Below are 21,589 nucleotides of genomic sequence, written 5' to 3' on the forward strand. Positions count from 1 at the left end.
TGGGGCACGATGTGCGCCAGGCACGCGAGAACAGAGGTGGGGATGGGCAGGTTGGCGCGGAGCGGGGCGATGGTGGGCGTCCTGGTCCTGACGGCGTCGCTGGCACTGACCGGGTGCGGCGACGACCAGAAGAAGCCGGCGTTCGTCAGTGGCGGCCAGCCAGCCAGCGTCTCGGCGGCCGAGGGGACGGCGAGCGTCGAGCCCTCACCACAGCCGGCCGCTGCGGCGCTCCAGGTGAGTCCGGCCGACGGGGCGGACGGCCGGCCGGTCAGCACCGAGATCAGCGCCAAGATCCCGGGCGGCGGGAAGGTGTCGAAGGTCGTGCTCACCGCCGCCAACGGCAAGCCCGTCGAGGGCCGGATGCGCCGCGACGGCTCGTCGTGGGTGCCGTCCACCTCACTGAAGTACGCCACCCGGTACACCGCGACCGTCTCCGGAACGGGTACGGACGGCCAGACCCACGAGGGCGCCAGCACCTTCACCACGATGGCCAAGCCGAAGTCGATGATCGGCTCCGGGCTGTACATGTTCGACGGCAAGACCTACGGGGTCGGCATGCCGGTGGTGGCCGAGTTCTCCCCGGGCATCCCGAAGAAGGACCGCGCGGCCGTGCAGAAGCGGATGTTCGTCAGCACCGACCCGCCGCAGCCGGGCGCGTGGCACTGGCTCTACAACGGCACCCAGGCGTACTACCGGGCGCCGGAGTACTGGAAGCCGGGCACCACGATCTCCGTACGGCTGGCCCTGGCCGGCATCCCGCTCAGCAACGGCCGCTACGGCAACGTCGACCGGACCGCGACCGCCAAGATCGGCCGCGCCTTCGAGATGAAGGTCGACAACGCCAGCAAGAAGATGACCGTGTACGAGAACGGCGCGCTGATCCGGACCGTGCCGGTGAGCCTCGGCAAGAAGAGCACCCCCTCCTCCAGCGGCACCATGGTGGTGATGGAGAAGAAGGAGTCGACGGTCTTCGACACCCGGGACGAGCCGGACCCGGACAACCAGTACCTCACAAAGATCGACTTCGCCCAGCGGATCACCTGGGGCGGTGAGTACATCCACGCCGCCCCCTGGTCCGAGGGGGTGCAGGGCCGGGTGAACGTCTCGCACGGCTGCGTCAACGTCTCCATGGCGAACGGCAAATGGCTCTTCGACCGGACGCTGGTCGGTGACCCGATCACGGTCCGCGGCACCTCGCGGAAGCTGGTCCCGGGCAACGGCTGGACCGCGTGGAACATGAGCTGGTCGGAGTTCATCGCGGGCAGTGCTCTCCCGGTGCCGAAGGGCGGGGTGGGCCCGGCCTTCTGAGCGCGGGTGCCGTTGCCCGGCAGGCCCGGCGGGCAACGGTCCGTGACGATGGACGCTTGCGCCGCCGTCGTTGATGGAGACGTGCCTCACTCGCGAAGCGCGAAGCGTACCAAAATCGGTGCATCATGGTCGGGATGTTCGGGTTCAGCTGCGGGAACGGGTATTCGAATTCCTGCATCAGTAGGGGACTATGGCACCCGGGGACCACGACTGTGAGGGAATCATGGAAGCTAGCCAGGACGAGCTGATCCGGCGCGGGGCCGCCCGGCGCGGCGGGCGACGTCGCGGGTTCGCGGCGGTGGTGCTCGCCGCCGCCATGGCCCTGACCTCCGCCTGCACCAGCGGCGACGACGGTGGCAAGCCGTCGAGTTGGCAGGGTGGCGGGGAGAGCCAGCCGAAGGCGGCGGCCACGATCACCGAGCCCCAGGCCGACGCCGCCGACGTGCCGGCCTCCACCGCCATCACCTTCACCACGAAGGACGCTCAGGAGACCAGCGTCGAGCTCAAGGACTCGGCCGGCGAGACGGTCGAGGGCGAGCTCTCCGCCGACGGGAAGAGCTGGCTTCCCGACGGCGCCCTGGAGTACGGCGAGAAGTACACGGCGACGGTGACCGCGACCGGTGACGACGGCAAGCCGGCCACCGCGACCAGCGCCTTCACCACCATGGCCAAGCCCGCCCAGCAGATCCGGGTGAGCAGCTTCCTCGGCGACAACCAGGTGGTCGGCGTGGCGATGCCGCTGATCATCCGGTTCAGCCGGGCCATCCCGCAGGACTACCGGGACGACGTCCAGCGCCGGATGACGGTGACCAGCAAGCCGGCCCAGGAGGGCGTCTGGCACTGGGTCAGCCCCACCGAGGTCCGCTACCGGCCGAAGACGTTCTGGAAGGCCAACACCACGGTGTCGTACCGGGTGCAGGCGGGTGGCCTGCCCCTGGGCGACGGCTGGTACGGCCGCTCGGACCTCACCGTGGATGTCAAGATCGGTCCGTCGTTCGTGATGACCGTCGACAACCGCACCAAGCGGATGACGGTCACCAAGGACGGCAGGGTGATCAAGACGATCCTGGTCAGCCTGGGCAAGAAGACCACCCCGTCGTCCAGCGGCACCATGGTGGTGATCGAGAAGCTCCGCAAGACGGTCTTCGACACCATGGAGGAGCTGGGCCCGGAGGAGGGTTACCGCACGAAGATCGACTTCGCCCAGCGGCTGACCTGGGGCGGCGAGTTCATCCACGCGGCGCCCTGGTCCGAGGGGCAGCAGGGCACGGTAAACGTCTCTCACGGCTGCGTGAACGTGTCGATGGCCGACGGGGCCTGGCTCTTCACCAACACTCGGATCGGCGACCCGATCACGGTCAAGGGCACCGAGCGGAAGCTCCAGAACGGCAACGGCTGGACCGACTGGAACCTGAGCTGGGACGAGTACGTCAAGGGCAGCGCCCTGCCGTACGAGCCGCCGGCGCAGCCCGGCGACGAGGCCAGCGCCGAGCCCGGCACAGGGGACGACCCGAGCACCGAGCCGACGCCCTGACCGGGCAGTGACCGACCGGAGCCCCCTCCCCGACCGGAGGGGGCTCCGCCGTTTCCCGTCCCGGACGCACAACGACGGAAGCCCCCTCCCGAGGGAGGGGGCTTCCGGATCCGGGTGACTGATGGGAATTGAACCCACGACAACCGGGACCACAACCCGGTGCTCTGCCAACTGAGCTACAGCCACCATGCTCTCCGCACCGGACGAGCCGGGCGGGGCGCGGACTAATAATAGCCACACCCGCGCCGGCCGCGTCCACCGGGTTCCGGCCCGCCGACCGGACCCTGTCCACCGCCCGGCCTGAGCGAGCCCGATCCGCGGCCGAGGCCGGCGGGGCGCGCAGCGGTCAGAGCTGGGCCGCGATGGCCTTGGCGCTCTCCACGTCCGGCCCGGGCAGCGGTACGAAGATCGTCCGCCGGTAGTACTCCAGTTCGCGGATGCTCTCCCGGATGTCGGCGAGGGCCCGGTGGGCCAGCCCCTTCTGCGGCTGCCCGAAGTACACCCGGGGATACCACCGGCGGCAGAGCTCCTTGATCGAGGAGACGTCGATCATGCGGTAGTGCAGGTGGGCGTCGAGGCGCGGCATGTCCCGGGCGATGAAGCCCCGGTCCGTGGCGATCGAGTTGCCGCAGAGCGGCGCGCTGCCCGGGACCTTCACGTGCGTCCTGACGTAGTCCAGCACCATGGCCTCGGCCTCGGCCAAACTGACCGTGGAGCGCCGGACCTCCTCGGTCAGCCCGGACTTGCCGTGCATGGTCCGGACGATCTCCGGCATCCCCTCCAGGGCCGCCTCGCCGGCGTGGATGACCACGTCGACACCCTCGCCCAGCACGTTGAGGTCGGAGTCGGTGACGAGCGCGGCGACCTCGATCAGCGCGTCGCGCCCGAGGTCCAACCCGGTCATCTCACAGTCGATCCAGACGAGAAGATCAGCCACCGGACCAGACTACGCGCCGCTCACCCGCCCGCGCCTCGGCACCATGGCCGGAACGGACCGCTAGGGTTTCTGCGTGCCAGCCGAACCCGTCGCACCGCCCGCCGTCACCGAGGACGACCCGGGCGGCCGTACGGTCCGCCGGCTGGTCACGGTGATCGCGCTCGCGGCGGTGCTGCCGGCGCTGTACCTGCCGGGGCTGGGGCACCACTTCTTCGACCTGAAGATCTACATGCGGGCGATGGACTGGTGGGCGGGCGGCCATCCGCTCTACGACTACGTCCAGCCGGACCGGGTGCAGGGCGCGCTCTACTTCACCTACCCCCCGTTGACCGCGCTGCTGCTGCGGCCGTTCGCCCTGCTGCCGCTCGGCCTCACGGTGGCGGTGTTCACCGTGCTGACCGCGATCGGCGTGGTGGTGACGACGCGCTGGCTGGTGACCCCGGTCGTCGCGCGGCACGACCTGCCCCGGTTGTTCAGCCTCACGCTCGCCGTCCTGCTGGTCTTCGCCGTGGAGAGCACCCGGGAGACGATCACCTTCGGTCAGATCAACATGCTGCTGGTGGTGCTGATCCTGGCCGACCTGCTGTTCGCCGTACCGCAGGGGCGGCGCTGGGCCGGCGTGGGCGTGGGGCTGGCGACGGCGCTCAAGCTCTTCCCGGGCATCTTCATCCTCTACCTGCTGGCGACCCGGCGCTGGCGGGCGGCGGCGGTGGCCGCCGCGACCGCGGCGCTGGCCACCCTGCTGGCGGCGGCGGTCGCGCCGGCCGACTCGTGGCGGTTCTGGACCCACGAGCTCTGGGCGACCGACCGGGTCGGGCGCACCGACTACACCGGCAACCAGTCGCTGTTCGGCCTGCTCAGCCGGATCACCGCGCCGGAGAAGCCGAGCCAGCTCCCGTGGCTGCTGCTGGTCGTCGTGGTCACCGGGTACGGGCTGTGGCGGGCCGCCCGCGCCGCCCGGGCCGGCGACGCGCTCGCCGGCCTCACGCTGACCGGTCTGGTCGGCGGGCTGGTCAGCCCGATCACCTGGACGCACCACCTGTACTGGTTCATCCCGGCGGTGGTGGTGCTGGTGGACGCCGCGCTGGGCACCGACCGGGGCACGGCCGAGGGGGTGCGGCGGCGCCGCTGGCTGCTGACGCTCGCGGTCGGCACCGCGTTCGTGATCATCTACGGAGTGGTGTCCTTCCAGGACTGGGGCGTCGCCCCGGCGCGTACCGACAACCTCGGCGAGTTCGCCGCCCGCAACGCGTACGTGCTGCTCAGCCTGCTGTTGTTGGTGGCGCTGCCGACCCGGCCCAGGCGTCGGTCCGCCGAGTCCCCGGCGACACCCTGAAACTTGCACCAAATGGACAGACGTCCCGACCGGCCTCGATCGGCGCTAATCTGGTCCCAACTACCTCAAGTTTCTCCCAGGTAGCACCGATCCCCCGGTGACGGTGGCCCTCCGCGTCGGCAGCGCGGAGGGCCACCCGTCGTTGCGGCGGACCTCAGCCGTCGGCGCCGGGGGCGTCCGGCGACGCCGGCCGGGCCGGGCCGTCCACCGAAACCGGGCGCGTGCTCTCCTCGACCGTCCCGGGTGGCCAGGACCAGGTCGTCGTCATCCCCGGACTCGTCGGCAGGTCGGCGAGGGTCTCCGGCCGACGGGTGGGGACCGGCCCGATCGCGGCCCGGGAGGGCCCCGCGTGGGCCGGGCCGACCGAGACGAGTTGCCGGTCGGCCAACGGCGGCCGCCCCTCGGCGGTCTTCTGCGCGCCGAGGCCGCTGAGCGAGGTCACGCCGAGCCGGCCGGCGAGCACCGGGACCTGGTCCGGCTCGACCACGAAGACCACCTCGCGCGGGCGGACCGGACGCAGCAGCAGCGCCACGGCCAGCATCACCAGCAGGATTCCGCCGGCGAGCAGTCCCCACGCCGCGCCCTGGAGCCACCCCGCGCGCAGCTCGGCGCGCAGGTCCACGGCGAGATCGGCCCGGCCGTCGGGGCGCATCACCACCAGGCTCAGCGATCGGCCGGCCAGCTCGCCCGGGTTCCATTCCAGCGCGCCGATCCCTTCGCGTACCCAGAAATCCTGGCCGAGCGGGACGGCGGCGGCGGTGCCGGCGGCGGCCGGCCCGGCCGGGTCGAGCCGGACCGGCAGCGGACCTCGGGCCAGCGCGACCCGCCGGACGGTGGCGTGCGGGACGGGGTCGAGCCAGCGCCGCACCTGGTCGCTGGGCGCCAGGCCGAGGAAGGCCGGGCCGTCGGGGGTCCGGGCGGTCAGCCGGAGCCGGGCCTGCCCGGTCCGGGCGAACGGCGCCTCGGCGCGCAGCAGAGCGTCCACGTCGGTGACCACGATCGCCTGGCCCGGGGTGCGGGCGGTCTCGAAACGGGCGCCGAAGCCGCCGTCGGGGTCGGCGTGCCGGCCGATGGTCCACAGGCCACCGCCGGCCATAAGCACCGGAATCCCCATGGTCAACAGCAGCATGCCGGCGATCGTTCGCACGAACCGCATTCGCGTCGTCCCCCTCGGTAGCCAACTACCCGGCCGACCTTACCGACGCGAACCGCACAATCGCCGGATATCCACGGCATGCACCCCGAGGACCGCAGAAAGGCCGGCGGCCCGCCGGAAGATCCGACGGGCCGCCGACAACGACGCAGCTCAGGGCTTCGGCGTGGGCTCCCGACGGGTCCGCAGGAAGGCCAGGCCACCCAGGATCAGGCCGGCCAGCCCGGCGACCAGACCGGCGACGCCGAACGCGGTGCCGGCGCCGTCGGAGTCGTCGTCGGAGTCGTCGTCACCGGCCGGGGCGGCCGCGCCCGCGCTCCCGCTCGGCGCGGCGGACGGCGAGGCGGCGGTCAGGGTGAGCACCGGGGCCGGGTTCTCCGGCTCCTCCCCGCCCGGCGTCGGCTCCTCGATCCAGCGGGCCACGTTGCCGTCCGAGTAGGTCTGGAGCACCTTGAACACCATCCGGTCGACCTGCGGCAGCGGCCCCATGGAGACCGGAAACTCCTGGAACTCGCCCGGCTTGACCCCGGCGTTCGCGGCGGCCGTCCAGGTCAGCTTGGACACCGCCTCGGTGAGCTGGCTGCCGTGCACGTCGATCGGCGGGTTCACCTTGCGCTTCTCCACCGCCACCGTCCAGCCCGGCACCGGCATGGTGGACACCGAGCCGACCGGGGCGTTCTGCGGCAGCACCACCTCGACCTTGGTGGTCGAGGCCGTGTCGCTCTCGTTCGGCACCCGGAACGCGAACCGGCCGTAGCCGCCCTGGGTCGCCTCCTTCGGGTTGACCGTGACGTGCGCCGAGGCGGGCCCGGCGAGGCCGAACACGGCAGTGGCGACGGCGGTGAGCGCGAGCGCGGCGGCGGTGGCGGGACGCCGGAGACGGATCATGTGTCTGAGAGCCTTCCGTTACTTGATCGGTACGGTGGCGGTCACCGTGGCCTGGTCGATGTCGGTGGTGCGGACGGTGATGCGGAGCTGCCACTCCCCCGCGGCCGGGAGGTTGATCTCCCCGGTCACGTGGTTGTCGGTCAGCGGCAGCAGCGGGATCTCGATCGGCTCGATCCCCGCCGACGGCAGGGCGGCGGTGGCCTTCCACTCCTGCACCGGCTGCGGCCGGTTGTCCTTCGTGTACGCGTAGAGGTGTACGGAATTGTTGCCCCGCTCGGCCGGGTCCAGCTCCACCTGAACTGAGGCGACCGGGCTGGCGAGCGTGGTGGAGAAGTAGCCGGTGGTCGTACCGGCCACGTCGGTGGCGGCGGTCCGGGCCGGGGTGGTCTGCACCAGGGTCGCCGAGACGCCGAGCACGATCGCCGTGATCGCCAGCTCCACCCAGATGGCCTGGCGCATCCGCCCCGGACGCTGCGCCGCGATCCGCCGCCGCACCAACGCCCGGGAGTACGCGGCCACCCCGACCACCAGCGCGAACAGCCCGATCTTGGCGAGCAGCAGCCGCCCGTAGGTGGTGTCGACCAGGGCCTTCGGGGTGGCCACCTCGATCAGCCCCTGCACGGTGCCGGCGAGCAGCAGCGCCGCCACGGCGAGGGCCGCCCAGCGGGACCAGATCGGCAGGATCGCCCCCAGCTCGCGTTCGTCGGCCCGGCGGAGCAGGAACACCGCGAGCATCACCAGGCCGCCCAGCCAGACCGCCATGCTGCCCAGGTGCACCGCGTCCACCACCACGGAGACGGCCGGCGCGGGCGAGGCGGCCGGGTGGCCGGCCAGCGGCCAGGTGAACAGCGCCGCCCCGCCGACAATGGCCAGGATGATCCCGTCGGTCCGGCCGACCGGCCCGGCGAAGAGGGGCCGGAGCAGGAACGCCGCCGCGGCGAGCAGCCCCAGCCGGACCAGGTGGGCGGTGCCGAAGGCGCTGCCCACCACGTCGCCCAACCCCGAGGAGGTCACGTCGAACAGCCCGCCGCCGGCCGTGTACGGCACCTGCAACCACAGGTCGGCGAGGGTGCCCAGGACCAGCAGGCCCAGCCCCGCCCAGGCCAGCCGGGCCGGCCCGCGCCGGGGCAGCCGACGCGGCCAGAGCGCGGCCAGCACCAGCGCCGGGCCGACCAGCAGCAGCAGTCCGGCGTAGCCGAGGTACTTCGCCACCTTCACGGCGTTCTCCACCACCGGGTCGGCGCGGTTGTCCGAGCCGGTGTCGACCGGCGGCGGCGACGGGGCGCCCACCGAGTACGTGAACGCGCCAGAGACCGGGTGGCTGTCGGCGGAGATCACCCGGTAGCTCACCAGATAGGTGCCCCGGGCACCGGAGGGATCGACCGGGACGGTCACCGCTGCGCCGGAGAAGGACGGCTCACCCCGGTCCGCCCGGGAGCCGTCCGGCGCGATGACCCGGATCTTGCCGGGCACCTTGCGGACCCCCTCGCTGAAGGTCAGCACCACCTCGGCGGGCGCGCTCGGCACCACCGCCGAGGCCGCCGGGCTGCTGCTGACCAGGACGGCGTGGGCGCTCGCCGGGGTGGCCGGGGCGAGCAGCAGGGCGACGAGGGCGACCAGCAGACCGGCGGCGGCGCACACCCGGGCGGCCCATCGACGGTCGGCGACGGCCACGGGCCGGCGGCGTACGGCAGCAGTCATGACCATCATGCTCGCCGACCGGGCCCGTGCTCGGCGACCCGGCCTCACCCGCGCCCCGGCGCGAGCGCGGGGGGCAGCCGGCGCGGCGGCTCGCCGCTGACCCGGCCCAACGCCCAGAGCAGGCCCGCCTGCACCACGGCGGCCAGGTGGCCCAGCTCGTGCACCAGCGCGGTGCTCGACCGGGCGATGTCCACCGCGCTGGTGCCGGCCAGGCAGACCGCCAGCACCAGCGCCACCGGCAGGAACGCCCGGGCCCGCTCCGGCCGCCAGGCGGCCAGCGCGAACCCGACCGCGAGCGCCGCGTCGAAGGAGGCCATCTCACGGCTGGTGTGCGGGTCGGCCTCGACCCCGACGCCGGCGAGCAGGATCGGCAGCGCGATGGCGAGCTGCGCCACCGCGGCCACCGCCACGGCCACCCGCAGCAACTGGCGCCGGGCCCGCACGGTGGCGGCGGCGTCGTCCCGCGCCGCGGCCCGGTCCGCGGCGACCGCGGCCAGCACGGGGGCGGTCAGATCGGGTACGTCGACCGCCTGGAGCCGGGTGAGTCGGGTCACCCGTTCGGCCCGCGCCAGCCAGGAGCGGCACCCGGGGCAGGCCTCGGTGTGCGCCTCCAGCGCCGGCACCGGCGCCTGCGGGTCCTCGCCGTCCAGCCGCGCCGACAGCGCCACCCGTACGTCGTCGCAGTTCATGAGCAGGTAGTCGGGGGTGGGCGCGGAAAAGTTCCCGGAGTGGGCCGGGCCATAGAAAGGGCCGAAGGGCCCTGCCTCACCCAGGTACGCCGCGTAACCTCGTCTGTCGTGATCCCCGCCCCGCGCGACACCACCGCCGGCCGCCACGAGGCGCGCGGCGAGGCCGCGCGGGACGGCGCCACGCGGTGGGCGCTGGCCGCCCGGGACGGCGACCCGGTCGCGCAGGCCGCCTTCGTCCGGGCCACCCAGGCCGAGGTGTGGCGGTTCGCCGCCGCGCTGGTCGACGCGGACAGCGCCGACGACCTCACCCAGGAGACGTACCTGCGGGCGTTCCGCGCGCTGCCCGGCTTCGAGGGCCGCTCCAGCGTGCGTACCTGGCTGCTGGGCATCGCCCGCCGGGCCTGCGCCGACCACCTGCGTACCGTGGTGCGCCGCCGCCGGCTCGACGAACGGCTCGCGGCGCACGCCCACACCGACCGGCCGTACCCCGACCCGGCCGGGCACCTCGGCGCCACCGACCTGGTCCGCCGGCTCCCCGCCGACCGGCGCGAGGCGTTCGTGCTCACCCAACTGCTCGGCCTGTCGTACGCCGAGGCCGCCGCCGTGGAGGGGGTGCCGGTGGGCACCATCCGCTCCCGCGTCGCCCGGGCCCGCTGCGACCTGGTCGAGGCCGTCGGCGACGCGCTCGCCGGTTGACGCGGAACTTTCCTCGGATCCGGGACGACAAATGACCGTGACTGCACCGAGCACCCGGGCCGCCCGCTGGCCCGCCGTCCGGCCCTGGCTCGGCACCGCCGCCCGACTCGGGCTGGCCGCCGTCTGGTTGATCGCCGGCGGCGCGAAGGTCGGCGACCTGGCCGCCTCCGGCCGGGCCGTGAACGCCTACCAGGTCATGCCGTACGACCTCGCCACCGTGATCGGCGCCGCGCTGCCCTTCGTGGAGCTGGCGCTCGGCGTACTGCTGCTGATCGGGCTGGCCACCCGACTGGCCGCCGGGGTCTCCGCGGCGCTGCTGGTGGTCTTCATCACCGGCATCGCCTCGGCCTGGAGCCGCGGCCTGGCCATCGACTGCGGGTGCTTCGGCAGCGGCGGGCAGCTCGCCGCCGGGCGGGCCCCGAGCTACCTCCCGGAGATCCTCCGGGACCTGGGATTCCTGGCGCTGGCCGGATTCCTGCTGATCTGGCCCCGCACCCCCGTCTCCGTGGACGGCTGGCTGGCGGGCGATGCACCCGTGGAGGGCGAGGATGAGTAGTCGCAAGGGGCGGAAGAACGCCGCCCAGGTGGTCCGCGCGCAGCTCGCCAGGGAGAAGCGGCGCACGCGTACCATCTGGACCTCGGTCGGCGCCGTGGTGGTGCTGGTGATCGCCGGGCTGATCGGCTGGTCCGTCTACTCCAGCCAGAAGTCGAAGACCTTCACCGCCCCATCCGGCGCCAACGCCGGCGGCACCGGGATCGTCGCCGGCGCCGGTCCCGTCGCCATCGACCTGTACGAGGACTACCTCTGCCCGGTCTGCAAGCAGTTCCAGCAGGTCAACGGCGCGACCATCGACCAGTTGATCAGGGAGGACAAGGTGCGGGTGATCTTCCATCCGGTGGCCTTCCTGAACCGCTTCTCCACCACGGAGTACTCCACCCGCGCGTCGGCCGCCTCGGGCTGCGCCGCCCAGGGCGGCAAGTTCAAGGAGTTCACCGACGCGCTCTTCGCCCGACAGCCGGCCGAGGGCAGCGCCGGGCTCAGCAACGACGAGCTGATCGACATCGGGGCGGGCGTCGGGCTGAACCGCGACGACTTCGGCTCCTGCGTGAAGGACGGCACGTACAAGCCGTGGACCGAGCACGTCACCGACGACGCGAGCAAGTCCGGCGTCACCGGCACCCCGACCATCAAGGTCAACGGCAAGGACGTCGAGGACCGCTCCCCGGAGGGGATCAAGGCGGCGGTGGCGGCGGCCGGCAAGTGATCCCCGTACCGCTGCGACGGGCCACGGTGGTCGTCACCGTCGCGCTCGCCGCCCTGCTCGCCCTGGCCGCGCCGGCCGCCGCGCACGGCGCGGACGCCCCCGATGGCACGGACTACCGGGCCGAGGTCACCGCGCTCGCCCCCGCCCGGCCCGGGCTCACCGTCCGGGTCGTCGAGGCGGGCGCCCGGCTGGAGCTGATCAACCGCACCGGGCGGGACGTCGAGGTGCTCGGCTACTCCGGCGAGCCGTACCTGCGGGTCGGCCCGGGCGGGGTGTACGAGAACCGCCGCTCCCCGGCCACCTACCTCAACCAGACCATCGCCGGTGACACCAGCCTCCCGCCGGCGGCAGACCCGGCCGCGGCCCCGGTCTGGTCCCGGGTCGGCAAGGGGCAGTCGGTGCGCTGGCACGACCAGCGGACGCTCTGGCTCGAGTCGTCGCCGCCCGCCCAGGTGACCGCCGACCCGGGGCGCCAGCAGCGGGTCCGGGACTGGGTGGTGCCGCTGCGCGCCGGCGACGAGACGATCGAGGTCCGGGGCACCCTGGACTGGGTGCCGCCACCGGACGCATACCCGTGGTGGGTAGCCGCCACCCTCGGCTTCCTCGCCGTCGCGGCGGCCGGGCTCGCCCCCGCCGGCACGGCCACCGGGGTACGCGCGCTGCGGGGCGTGGGCGCCCTGCTCGCCCTCGGCGGGCTGGCCACCGTGGCGTTCACCATCGGCCGGGAACTCGATGCCGGCGCCGACGGGCTCGGCGGGGTGCTGCTCGGGCTGATCAACGGTCAGGTCTGGATGCTGCTCACCGGGCTCGGCGCCATCGCCGCCGGCGGGTACGCGCTGGCCCGCCGGGAGGCCGCCGACTTCGCCCTCGCTCTGGCGGGCGCCTGCCTGGCGATCTTCGCCGGCTTCGCCAACATCGCCGTGCTCTCCCGCTCGGTGGTTCCCGTGGTCTGGCCGGCCACCACCGCCCGGCTGCTGGTGGCCCTGATCCTCGCCACCGGCGCCGGCGCCCTCGGCGCCGGCATCCTGCGCCTCCACGCCGCCTCCCGCGCCAGCCGCCAGCCGGTCCCGACCCCCGCCACCCCCGCTGCGGGTCAGGAGGGGCGGGGGGTGAAGCCGTAGGGGAGTTCGAGGCGGTGGCGGGCGAGGAGGGGCTCGTCGGTGAGGAGGTCGACGGTGGGGGCGTCGGCGACGATGCGGCCGGCGTCGAGGATCACCGAGCGGTCGCAGAGCTCCGCCGCGTACGGCAGGTCGTGGGTGACCATCAACAGGGTCACCGGCAGGCCGCGCAGGATCTCCGCCAGCTCCCGCCGGGCGGCCGGGTCGAGGTTGGACGACGGCTCGTCGAGGACCAGGATCTCCGGCCGCATGGCGAGCACCGTGGCCACCGCCACCCGGCGGCGCTGACCGAAGGAGAGGTGGTGCGGCGCCCGGTCCCGGTGCTCGCTCATTCCGACCGCGGCCAGCGCCTCGTCGACCCGGGCGGCCAGCGCCGCCCCGCGCAGCCCCAGGTTCGCCGGGCCGAACGCCACGTCCTCGGCCACGGTCGGCAGGAAGAGCTGGTCGTCCGGATCCTGGAAGACGATGCCCACCCGGCGGCGGATCTCGGCCAGCGTGTCCCGGTCCCGGCTGACCGTCAGCCCGCCGACGGCGACCGTCCCCTCGGTGGCAGTGAGGATGCCGTTGAGGTGCAGCACCAAAGTCGTCTTGCCGGCCCCGTTGGGGCCGAGCAGCGCCACCCGGTCCCCGCGCGGCACCGTCAGGTCCACCCCGTGCAGGGCGACGTGACCGTCCGGGTACGCGTACCGGACGCCGCGCACGTCCAGGGAGGGAGCCGTCTGCACGTACCCGATCATGTCAGGACGACCGCGGCGGCGGCGATGGCGGCGGCCGCCAGCGGCACCGTGGCGGCGGCAGCCCACTGGCCGGCGGTGGCCGCGCCGGCCCCCTGCCAGACCGCCGGCATCCGGCCCGAGTAGCCGCGCGACACCATGGCCAGGTAGACCCGCTCGCCGCGCTCGAACGCACGCAGGAAGAGCGCGCCGACCCCGGCGGCGAAGCCGCGCAACTGCCAGAGGAAACGCGGGTCGTCGCCCCGGGAGACCCGGGCCACCCGCATCCGCCGGGCCTCGCCCACCAGCACATCCAGGTAGCGCAGCATGAAGGTGGCGATCTGGGTGAGGATCTGCGGGCAGCGCAGCCGGTCCAGGCCGACGATCAGGTCCCGCGTCGTCGTGGTCGCGGCGAGCAGGAGCGACGCCAGTACGCCCAGCGTCCCCTTCGCCAGGATGTTCCAGCCGCCCAGCAGCCCGTCCACGGAGAGGCCCAGCCCGGCCACCTCGACCCGCTCCCCCGCCCCGAAGAAGGGCAGCGCGAACGCGAAGAGCACGAACGGCAGCTCGATCAGCGCCCGGCCGAGCAGCCAGCGCGGGCCCACCCGGGCCAGCGCCGCGACGGCGGCGACCAGCAGCGCGTACCCGCCGAAGGCCCAGTACGCCTCGCGGGGCGTGGCAACCACGGCGACGGTGAACAGCACCATCGCGGCGATCTTCACCTCCGGTGGGAGGCGGTGCACCAGCGAGGTGGACTCGCGGTAGAGCACGTGCGCGTGTCCGGCGCCCATGTCGACGTGTCCCCTCAGCCGGCGCGGGCCGCGCGCCGCCCGGCGTCGGCCGGGTCGGTGTCGCCGGCCGACCCGCCCGAGCGGGCGGGGTCGTCGCCCGACGCGCCGGGACCGGTGGGGCCGTGCCGGCGGGCCAGCCAGAAGAGGCCGCCGCCGAGGGCGAAGGTGAGCAGCACGCCGAGGACGCCGGAGAGGCCGGTGGAGAGGAACCGGTTGTCCACGCCCCGGATGCCGTAGTCGGCCAGCGGGCTGTCGGACAGCTCGTGGTTCTTCGCCTGCTGCGCCGGGCAACTGCCGCCGGTGATCTCGCCGTCGGCGTTCACCGTGCAGCCCTTGAGCAGGGACGAGTCGAGCCCGTCCGGGTGCGCCGAGGCGTAGTTGCTGACCACGCCGGCGAGCAGCAGGGCGACCAGCAGGCCGCCGAGGACGAAGCCCCAGTTGCGCTTGGTCATCGGGCACCCCCGGCGGCCGGGACGACGGCGGCCGGCGCGGCCGGCTTCAGGGCGCGCAGCGCGTACACCAGGTCGGGGCGGACCTTGGCGACGGTGACCACCGTGGTGGCGGTGATCAGGCCCTCGCCGACACCGATCAGCAGGTGGACGCCGGCCATCGTGCCGGCCAGCCCGGCGAGGTTGCCGCCCAGGTCGGTGGTGCCGCCCAGCCAGTACTGCAGGACGAAGCCCTGGCTGGCGACCACCACGCTGATCAGGCCCGACACGAACGCGGTGATGCCGAGCCCGGCCGGGGTACGCGGCAGCACCCGCAGCAGCAGCGCGATCAGCAGGTACGCCACGGCGGTGCCGAGGATCGCCATGTTGGTGACGTTGAGGCCGAGCATGGCCACCCCGCCGTCGCCGAAGACCAGTGCCTGCACGACGAGGACGACGGCCACGCAGAGCGCGCCGACCCACGGGCCGACCAGGAGCGCGGCGAGCGCGCCCCCGAGCAGGTGACCGCTCACCCCGGCGGTGAAGATCGGGAAGTTGAGCATCTGCACCGCGAAGATGAACGCGGCCACCAGGCCCGCCATCGGGGCCAGCCGGTCGTCCAGGTCGCGGCGGCCGCGCAGCACGCAGAGGGTGAGCACGGCGAGCGCGAAGGCGGCGAAGACCGCGGCGACGGGACCGTTGATGATCCCGTTCGAGATGTGCATCGCCAGGGTTTCCACTCGACCTCCCGGGGCGCGGCGGGCGGGCCCACACCGACGGGGTCAGCTTATTTGCGCCGGCTCCTTGTTGCCAATTTATTGCAACAAGGCATGGTGTTGATCACGGGTGGCGGCGCGTCGCCACCGTCGGCGTCCCGCGCGGCGGCGGTATCGTCTGCGCCATGACCGACCGCCTCAACCCCGGCGACCCCGCGCCCGAGTTCACTCTCCCCACCGACACCGGCGACACGCTCTCCCTGACCGACCTGCGTGGCCGCAAGGTCATCCTGTACGCCTACCCGGCCGCCATGACTCCCGGCTGCACCAAGCAGGCCTGCGACTTCCGCGACTCGCTCGCCTCCCTCCAGGCCGCCGGCTACCAGGTGGTCGGCATCTCCCCGGACAAGCCGGAGAAGCTGGCCAAGTTCCGCGACCGGGACGCGATCACCTTCCCGCTGGTCGCCGACACCGACAAGGCGGTGCTGACCGCGTACGGCGCGTACGGCGAGAAGCAGATGTACGGCAAGACCGTCACCGGGGTGATCCGCTCGACCTTCGTCGTCGACGAGGACGGCAAGATCGAGCGCGCGCTCTACAACGTCAAGGCCACCGGGCACGTCGCCAAGCTCCGCCGGGACCTCGGCCTGGACTGAGACTGTCGTACGCCGCTAATCCTGAGGGAGGCTGGGCTCACCACCCCAGAGGCCCGACGCTCTAGACTCAGCAGGTCCGCGGGAGTGGCGTAACAGGCAGGCGCGATAGGTTTAGGTCCTATTGTCCGAAAGGACGTGGGGGTTCGACTCCCCTCTCCCGCACCAGAGGCGATGTCGTGAGGATCACGAACGTGGGGTTCATGCCTAGCCACTCCCTCAGGATGGCAGGCGTGAGCCTGCGTTTCGTACTGGATCCTGATCTCACCCCTGAGCTGCGCGAGCAGATCGTCTCGCTCTGGGTGGACGTCACCAACGCCGGCGGCGCGGTCGGCTTCGTCGCCCCGGTGACCGCGGCCGAGGTCCGGCCGATGGCCGAGGCCGCCTTCGCCGACATCGTCGACGGGCCGGACCGGCTGCTGGTCGGCTACGAGGGCGATCGGCCGGTCGGCATCCTGATCATCTGCGACAACCGGTTCCACCTGAAGACGCACTATCGGGTGCTCAAGCGGGTGATGGTCCACCCCGACACCCAGGGCCGCGGGTACGGCGCCGCGCTGATGCGCGAGGCCGAGCGGCTCGGCAGCGAGCTGGGCCTGGCGGCGCTGCACGTGACCGTCCGGGGCGGGCTCGGCCTCGAGCCGTTCTACGACCGGCTGGGCTACCGGGAGGTGGGGCGGCTGCCCGGCGCGCTGCGCCTCGCCCCCGGCGACGACCGGGACGAGGTCTTCATGTGGCTGGACCTGGACCGGCCGGGGGCCTGACGCCCGGGCTCCCCGGGCCCGGCACCCATCATCGGGTCCCGGCCGATCCATCCCGTGGGCCACCCTTGGAAGCACGGCAGGGTCCTACGATGCTGATGTCGTGGATGAATCGCCACAGCCGGCGGAACTCGCCGCCCTGCGTCCGCGGTGATTCGTTCACGTCATCAGCTTCGTAGCGCCCGACCAGGACACCCGACCGGCCATCCAGTCCCCGGCCGGAGCAGCGGGCGCGGCACCAGGTCAAGCACCGCCGAGCGACCAGCGGGCCAAGGGAAAGCCAAGGGCCGCCGACCCGAGCAGATCGCGGTGGCCCGGGCCGGCGGCGGCACGCCGGGTGGTCAGTCCAGCAGGGTCACCGGATCGCCGACCTGCACCTCGCCCGGCCCGTCGGGGACCAGGTGCAGCCCGAAGAGGAGCTTCTGGTTGATGTTGCGGTGCCGGCCGAGGGTGCGCAGCGGCTCCTTGCCGCGTACGCCGGTCTCCTGGTCGGTGGTGGTGACCACGCAGCGGTCACAGGGCCCGGCGGCGCGGAAGACGGCCGATCCGACGCGGAGCCGGCGGCCGGCCCACCCGTCCTCCGCCCAGGCCGGGGCCCCCTCGACGACCAGGTTGGGGCGGAACCGGGCCATCGGCACCGGCGGCTCGCCCGCCTCGGCCAGCCAGTCGTTCAGCGCGTCGAGCGAGGCCGCGCCGGCCAGCAGCAGCGGGTACTCGTCGGCGAAGCTGACCTGGTCGCCGGTGTCGTGGTCGCGCTCATCCGGGTCCATCTGCCGGGTCGGCTCGCGCAGCCAGACCAGCCGGACCGGCCGGCCGAGCAGCCCGCCGAGCCAGTCGTCGGCGGCCGGACCGGCGGGCAGCGCGGCGACCGGCCGTCGGCTGCGGAACACCCGCACCGGCAGCGGCTCGCCCGCGTCCGGCTCGGGCACGTCCAGGTCGGCGCGGTCCGGGGCGCGCAGCACCAGGCCGCCGGCGCGCGGGGTGGCGCCCAGGGTGACCAGCTCGGCGGCCTCCCGCTGGGTGACGCCGACGCCGTGCTCGTCGATGACCAGCCAGCGCCGGTCGCCGGCCAGGCCCCACGGTTCGACCCGGGCGCCGTCGTGGTCGAGCCGGTGGCAGCCCTTGACCGGGTACGTGTGCACGGCGGCGAGCCTCACCAGGCGACCCCGATCCCGTCGCCCGGGTACCAGTGCCGGGCCGGTGTCTCCCGGTAGGCGAGGAAGCGCCGCCCCGTCCGTTCGGCGTGCTCGGCGAGGACGTTGGTGACGGTGACGTTGTCGGTGAGCAGCATCGCCCCGGGGGCGAGCTTCGGCTCCACCGCCTCGAACTCGCTCTTCTCGTGCACCCGGCTGTGGTCGCTGTCGTGCAGGAACAGGTCGACCGGGCGGTCCAGCGCGGCGATCGAGGCGACGGAGTCGCCGATCACCAGGTCGACCACGTCGGCCCAGGGCGTGGCGCGGGCCAGGTAGCCGGCCTCCGGGTTGATGTCCAGCGAGGTGAGCCGGCCCGGGTGCCCCTCGGCGGCATTGCGCAGCAGCGCGGCGGCGAGGACGCAGCTGCCGAGCCCCTTGTCGACGCCGGTCTCCACCACGTGCGCGGGCTTGCGGGCGCGGACGGTGGCGTACCAGCCGATCCGGCGGGCGTACCGGACGTGCTTGTCGGCCAGGCCGCGGCGGGACGCGGCGGCGGTGGCGCGCTCGATGTGCCGGCGTAGTTCCTCGTCGGTCTCGATCTCGTTGAGGTACGCCCGGACCTGCTTGACCGGCACGTCACAGACCACGCTGACGAACCAGGCAAGGTGGTGCCGGCTCAGCTTGGTCAGCTCGTACGTGTAGTTGTGATGCTCACGCGAGGTGACCAGCCAGCGGGCGGAGGTGCGCAGCACCTTGGCGTCGTGCCGGGCGACCCGGGCCAGCCGCACCGGGAAGGCGGCGACCGGAGCCAACGGGGTGCGGGCGATGGCCCGCCGGAGCTTCGTTGCGTCCACGTGTGCGGTTTTACCAGGTCGGGGTGGCGACTGGCGAGGAAAGTTCTCAGGCACCGACCGGGTGGCCGGACCTGACCGACCGGACGAGGGTTCCCGCGCCGGAAGGCGAGTCAGTAGCATCCCGCACATGTCACGTCGCCACCAGTTCGCCGACTACGAAACGCGCTACCCAGCGTCCGAAGTGGATCTCGACGCCACGGAGCAGACGTCCTCGCCGGCTCCGCGTCGCCGACGCGGCCGGCGTATCGCCCTGATCGTGCTGCTGGTGCTGGTGCTGCTCACCGGGGGTGGCCTCCTCGCGGGCGGCCTGTACTACCGCTCGATCAATTCCTCCGTCGAGCGCGTTGACGCCTTCGACGGCGTGCCCGAGGAGTCCCGCCCGCAGGTCGAGGTCGCGGCGAAGGGCGCGATGAACATCATGATGCTGGGCAGCGACTCCCGCGACCCGGAAAACACCGGGGGGTCCCGGAGCGACACGATCATCGTCGCCCACCTGCCAGCGGACCGGTCGAGCGCCCAGCTCATCTCGATTCCGCGGGACACCTGGGTGTCGGTGCCACGCTCGAAGGACGGCCAACACGGCGGCCGGGATGCCAAGATCAATGCGGCATACGCATGGGGCGGCGTTCCGCTGATGGTGCAGACGGTGGAGCAGTTCACCGGCGTCCGTATCGACCATGTGACGATGGTCGACTTCTCCGGCTTCAAGGAGATCGTCGACGCGCTGGGTGGTGTCGAGATCGACGTGGAGAAGGACTTCACCACGAATTACTCCCTGAGCGGTAGCCGGACGTTCGTCAAGGGTCGGCAGACCATGGACGGGGCCGCCGCGCTCGACTACGCGCGTGAGCGGCATGCCTTCGCCGACGGCGACTTCGCCCGGATCCGACACCAGCAGCAGGTGATCAAGGCAATCCTGGACAAGGCTGCCTCCGGCGGCGTGCTGGCCAGCCCCGGCAAGCTGAACTCGTTCGTGAAGGCCACGTCGAACGCGGTGGCGGTGGACAAGTCACTGTCCCTCTTGGACCTAGCGATGGAGCTGCGTGGCCTGCGGGGCGGCAACCTCGGGTTCTTCACCTGCCCCGTGAAGGGGACGGGCCGGGTCGGCAGCGAGAGCGTCGTGTTCGCGAACACGACGAAGGCGAAGACGCTCTTCGACGCGGTCCGCCGCGACTCGGTCCCCGACATCCTGGCTGCCGGAAAGTAGGACGTCGAACTACCTTGCCGGCTCTGGCGGCACGGCTGGCCCGTTCGTATCCTTCGATCGCCCCGGCGTCGCACACCTGGCCAGGGGTTCTCACGGGGGAAGGATCGACCATGTCACGCCTACCGGTGTTTGGTCACCCTGCTGCGTCCGTATCGGACCTCGGCGGAACTTCGCAGCAGCCGGTGGCATTGCAGGAAGATCCGACCGGCGGTGCGGGGATCACTGTGGTGATCCCCCCCGTCCGGTCGGCGAAGGAGCCGCTGGTCGCGGCGGAGACGCGCACCGGTCTCGACACGACTGCGGTGATCCCATATGCCAGCTCCCGGGCCTCGAAGCGCACGCGCTGGCTCCGGGCCTGGATGATGACGGCGCCCATCGACGTCGTCGCGCTGCTCGCGCCGCTGCTGGTGACCCAGAACTACTGGCGCGGGACCCTGACCAACGCCGGCCTGACGGTGGCCTTCTTCGCGGCCGGCGGGCTCTACCGGGCCCGCCGGCACATAAGCATCCTGGACGAGTTGCCGAGCCTCGGCGGGCGGCTCCTGGCAGCCGGCGCGGTGGTGGCCATCATCGCGGCCCAGCGTCACGACTCGGTGCCGTACGTCAGCGGCTTCATGCAGGGCGTCGCGCTCTCCGCCGGCCTGGTGATCGTGGGCCGCGCCGTCAACCACACGTTCATCCTCGTCGCGCGTAAGCGGCGGTGGGTGGAGCACAACGCCATCATCATCGGTAGCGGTCCGGTCGGCGTGGAGCTCGCCCGGCTGCTTCGGCGCTATCCGCAGTACGGCCTGCGGTTCGTCGGCTGTGTCGACGCCCCGTCGCGGCAGGGCCTCGGTTCGATTCCGCTGATCGGCACCCTCGACGACCTCGAACACCTCACCAGGCTGATGGGGTGCGAGGTCCTGGTCATCGCCGACCCGGACTGCACGGAGTCCGCCCTGATGGACACCCTGCTCCGGCCGGCCAGCTCGCGCTGCGACCTCTGGGCGGTGCCTCGCCTCTGGGGTTCCCGGTCGCAGGGCGGCTATCCCGACCACGTCGGGGCCATCCCGATCGTCAAGATCGGGGACACCACGCTCACCGGTCCGCGGTGGAAAATCAAGCGGGCCTCCGACGTGCTCTTCGCCGCGCTGGCGTTGATCGTGCTGAGCCCGGTGCTCCTGCTCTGCGCGATCGCGACGTTCCTCGACGGCGGCCGCGGCATCTTCTTCTACCAGGAGCGGATCGGCCGGTACGGCGAGCCGTTCAAGGTCATCAAGTTCCGCTCGATGCGCCCGGTCGACGAGCACGAGTCGCAGACGAACTGGTCCATCGCGAACGACCGGCGGGTCGGGCCGATCGGGCGGTTCATGCGCCGGACGTCGCTGGACGAGCTGCCCCAGCTCTGGAACATCCTGCGCGGCGAGATGAGCGTGGTGGGGCCGCGGCCGGAGCGGCCGTACTTCGTCGAGAAGTTCTCGGTCGAGTACCCCAACTACGCGATGCGCCACCGGGTCCCCGTCGGGCTCACCGGGCTCGCGCAGGTCAGTGGCCTGCGGGGCGACACGCCGATCTCCGACCGGGCGCGGTTCGACAACTTCTACGTCGAGAACTGGTCGCTCTGGCTCGACATCAAGATCGTGCTCCGCACCGTCGCGGAGGTCTTCCGCGGTGGTGGTCGCTGAGCCGGCCCGGCCGAGCGTAGTGGACCCGGCCCCCTGCCGCCCGT

22 protein-coding genes and 2 tRNA genes are annotated in these 21,589 nt (G+C 72.8%); 12 read left to right on the forward strand and 12 right to left on the reverse strand.

The window, feature by feature from the left end; translation table 11 throughout:
* Positions 1-42: 42 nt before the first annotated feature.
* Together GA0070613_RS02625 and GA0070613_RS02630 are read left to right on the forward strand one after the other, a co-directional pair.
* On the forward strand, positions 43-1,308 hold the full coding sequence (locus GA0070613_RS02625) for a L,D-transpeptidase (protein ID WP_089010814.1): 1,266 nt from the start codon (positions 43-45) through the stop codon (positions 1,306-1,308).
* Between the two features lie 223 nt (positions 1,309-1,531).
* The gene (locus GA0070613_RS02630) at positions 1,532-2,842 is read left to right on the forward strand and encodes a L,D-transpeptidase (protein ID WP_089010815.1); all 1,311 of its coding nucleotides are present in this window, start codon (positions 1,532-1,534) and stop codon (positions 2,840-2,842) included.
* 113 nt (positions 2,843-2,955) lie between these two features.
* Here the strand turns inward: GA0070613_RS02630 and GA0070613_RS02635 are convergent.
* Both GA0070613_RS02635 and orn read right to left on the reverse strand, forming a co-directional pair.
* Positions 2,956-3,028 (reverse strand) — tRNA-His (locus GA0070613_RS02635).
* A gap of 160 nt (positions 3,029-3,188) precedes the next feature.
* Positions 3,189-3,779, reverse strand: coding sequence for an oligoribonuclease (orn, locus tag GA0070613_RS02640; RefSeq protein ID WP_089010816.1), 591 nt, complete (start codon positions 3,777-3,779; stop codon positions 3,189-3,191).
* 73 nt (positions 3,780-3,852) lie between these two features.
* On the opposite strand from orn, the gene GA0070613_RS02645 reads away from it, so the two are divergent.
* Entirely contained in the window at positions 3,853-5,115 is a 1,263-nt protein-coding gene (locus GA0070613_RS02645) for a glycosyltransferase family 87 protein (protein ID WP_089010817.1), read from the forward strand.
* A gap of 154 nt (positions 5,116-5,269) precedes the next feature.
* Here GA0070613_RS02645 and GA0070613_RS34285 read toward each other — a convergent pair whose 3' ends face one another.
* The 4 genes from GA0070613_RS34285 to GA0070613_RS02665 form a co-directional block, all read right to left on the reverse strand.
* Complete coding sequence (locus GA0070613_RS34285) at positions 5,270-6,244, reverse strand: hypothetical protein (protein WP_408630969.1); 975 nt, start codon at positions 6,242-6,244, stop codon at positions 5,270-5,272.
* A gap of 177 nt (positions 6,245-6,421) precedes the next feature.
* Positions 6,422-7,156 carry a YcnI family copper-binding membrane protein gene (locus GA0070613_RS02655; RefSeq protein WP_089010819.1) on the reverse strand — a complete coding sequence of 245 codons (735 nt, stop codon included), beginning with the start codon at positions 7,154-7,156 and terminating at the stop codon, positions 6,422-6,424.
* A gap of 18 nt (positions 7,157-7,174) precedes the next feature.
* Positions 7,175-8,857, reverse strand: a complete 1,683-nt coding sequence (locus GA0070613_RS02660; RefSeq protein WP_089015700.1) for a copper resistance CopC/CopD family protein — start codon at positions 8,855-8,857, stop codon at positions 7,175-7,177.
* A 44-nt stretch (positions 8,858-8,901) separates the two neighbouring features.
* Positions 8,902-9,546 (reverse strand): zf-HC2 domain-containing protein, encoded by a 645-nt coding sequence (locus tag GA0070613_RS02665; RefSeq protein WP_089010820.1) that lies wholly within the window; start codon positions 9,544-9,546, stop codon positions 8,902-8,904.
* Positions 9,547-9,654: 108 nt separating this feature from the next.
* Between GA0070613_RS02665 and GA0070613_RS02670 the strand changes: the two genes are divergently transcribed.
* The 4 genes from GA0070613_RS02670 to GA0070613_RS02685 are packed head-to-tail and all read left to right on the forward strand — an operon-like array spanning position 9,655 to position 12,628.
* Entirely contained in the window at positions 9,655-10,242 is a 588-nt protein-coding gene (locus GA0070613_RS02670) for a sigma-70 family RNA polymerase sigma factor (RefSeq protein WP_089010821.1), read from the forward strand.
* 31 nt (positions 10,243-10,273) lie between these two features.
* Positions 10,274-10,798 (forward strand): DoxX family protein, encoded by a 525-nt coding sequence (locus GA0070613_RS02675; RefSeq protein ID WP_089010822.1) that lies wholly within the window; start codon positions 10,274-10,276, stop codon positions 10,796-10,798.
* Positions 10,791-11,507, forward strand: a complete 717-nt coding sequence (locus GA0070613_RS02680) for a DsbA family protein (RefSeq protein ID WP_089010823.1) — start codon at positions 10,791-10,793, stop codon at positions 11,505-11,507. Before GA0070613_RS02675 ends, GA0070613_RS02680 begins: the two co-directional genes overlap by 8 nt.
* Positions 11,504-12,628, forward strand: coding sequence for a hypothetical protein (locus GA0070613_RS02685; protein ID WP_231929640.1), 1,125 nt, complete (start codon positions 11,504-11,506; stop codon positions 12,626-12,628). The genes GA0070613_RS02680 and GA0070613_RS02685 overlap by 4 nt, the downstream gene beginning before the upstream one ends.
* Here GA0070613_RS02685 and GA0070613_RS02690 read toward each other — a convergent pair.
* From GA0070613_RS02690 to GA0070613_RS02705, 4 genes are read right to left on the reverse strand one after another with little or no spacing between them, the layout of a single operon-like run.
* On the reverse strand, positions 12,601-13,362 hold the full coding sequence (locus GA0070613_RS02690; protein WP_089010824.1) for an energy-coupling factor ABC transporter ATP-binding protein: 762 nt from the start codon (positions 13,360-13,362) through the stop codon (positions 12,601-12,603). The two genes, GA0070613_RS02685 and GA0070613_RS02690, sit on opposite strands and share 28 nt — an antisense overlap.
* The gene (cbiQ, locus tag GA0070613_RS02695; protein ID WP_089010825.1) at positions 13,359-14,129 is read right to left on the reverse strand and encodes a cobalt ECF transporter T component CbiQ; all 771 of its coding nucleotides are present in this window, start codon (positions 14,127-14,129) and stop codon (positions 13,359-13,361) included. The genes GA0070613_RS02690 and cbiQ overlap by 4 nt, the downstream gene beginning before the upstream one ends.
* A gap of 14 nt (positions 14,130-14,143) precedes the next feature.
* Positions 14,144-14,581 carry a PDGLE domain-containing protein gene (locus tag GA0070613_RS02700; protein ID WP_089010826.1) on the reverse strand — a complete coding sequence of 146 codons (438 nt, stop codon included), beginning with the start codon at positions 14,579-14,581 and terminating at the stop codon, positions 14,144-14,146.
* Positions 14,578-15,297, reverse strand: coding sequence for an energy-coupling factor ABC transporter permease (locus GA0070613_RS02705; protein ID WP_089010827.1), 720 nt, complete (start codon positions 15,295-15,297; stop codon positions 14,578-14,580). The genes GA0070613_RS02700 and GA0070613_RS02705 overlap by 4 nt, the downstream gene beginning before the upstream one ends.
* A 161-nt stretch (positions 15,298-15,458) precedes the next feature.
* On the opposite strand from GA0070613_RS02705, the gene bcp reads away from it, so the two are divergent.
* The 3 genes from bcp (at position 15,459) to GA0070613_RS02720 (ending at position 16,690) form a co-directional block, all read left to right on the forward strand.
* Positions 15,459-15,929: a thioredoxin-dependent thiol peroxidase gene (bcp, locus tag GA0070613_RS02710; protein WP_089010828.1), complete on the forward strand. Its 471-nt coding sequence runs from the start codon at positions 15,459-15,461 to the stop codon at positions 15,927-15,929.
* 78 nt (positions 15,930-16,007) lie between these two features.
* Positions 16,008-16,094: transfer RNA gene (locus tag GA0070613_RS02715), tRNA-Leu, on the forward strand.
* A 56-nt stretch (positions 16,095-16,150) separates the two neighbouring features.
* Positions 16,151-16,690, forward strand: a complete 540-nt coding sequence (locus tag GA0070613_RS02720) for a GNAT family N-acetyltransferase (RefSeq protein WP_089010829.1) — start codon at positions 16,151-16,153, stop codon at positions 16,688-16,690.
* 338 nt (positions 16,691-17,028) lie between these two features.
* On the opposite strand, the gene GA0070613_RS02725 is transcribed toward GA0070613_RS02720, so the two are convergent.
* Both GA0070613_RS02725 and GA0070613_RS02730 read right to left on the reverse strand, forming a co-directional pair.
* Positions 17,029-17,844 (reverse strand): MOSC domain-containing protein, encoded by an 816-nt coding sequence (locus GA0070613_RS02725; RefSeq protein ID WP_089010830.1) that lies wholly within the window; start codon positions 17,842-17,844, stop codon positions 17,029-17,031.
* On the reverse strand, positions 17,841-18,674 hold the full coding sequence (locus GA0070613_RS02730) for an O-methyltransferase (protein ID WP_089010831.1): 834 nt from the start codon (positions 18,672-18,674) through the stop codon (positions 17,841-17,843). Before GA0070613_RS02730 ends, GA0070613_RS02725 begins: the two co-directional genes overlap by 4 nt.
* Before the next feature lie 127 nt (positions 18,675-18,801).
* On the opposite strand from GA0070613_RS02730, the gene GA0070613_RS02735 reads away from it, so the two are divergent.
* Together GA0070613_RS02735 and GA0070613_RS02740 are read left to right on the forward strand one after the other, a co-directional pair.
* Positions 18,802-19,881 (forward strand): LCP family protein, encoded by a 1,080-nt coding sequence (locus tag GA0070613_RS02735; protein ID WP_089010832.1) that lies wholly within the window; start codon positions 18,802-18,804, stop codon positions 19,879-19,881.
* 227 nt (positions 19,882-20,108) lie between these two features.
* Entirely contained in the window at positions 20,109-21,545 is a 1,437-nt protein-coding gene (locus GA0070613_RS02740; protein WP_231929641.1) for a sugar transferase, read from the forward strand.
* Positions 21,546-21,589: the final 44 nt, after the last annotated feature.

This window comes from Micromonospora inositola (genome assembly GCF_900090285.1).
GTDB classification, from domain to species: Bacteria; Actinomycetota; Actinomycetes; order Mycobacteriales; family Micromonosporaceae; genus Micromonospora; species Micromonospora inositola.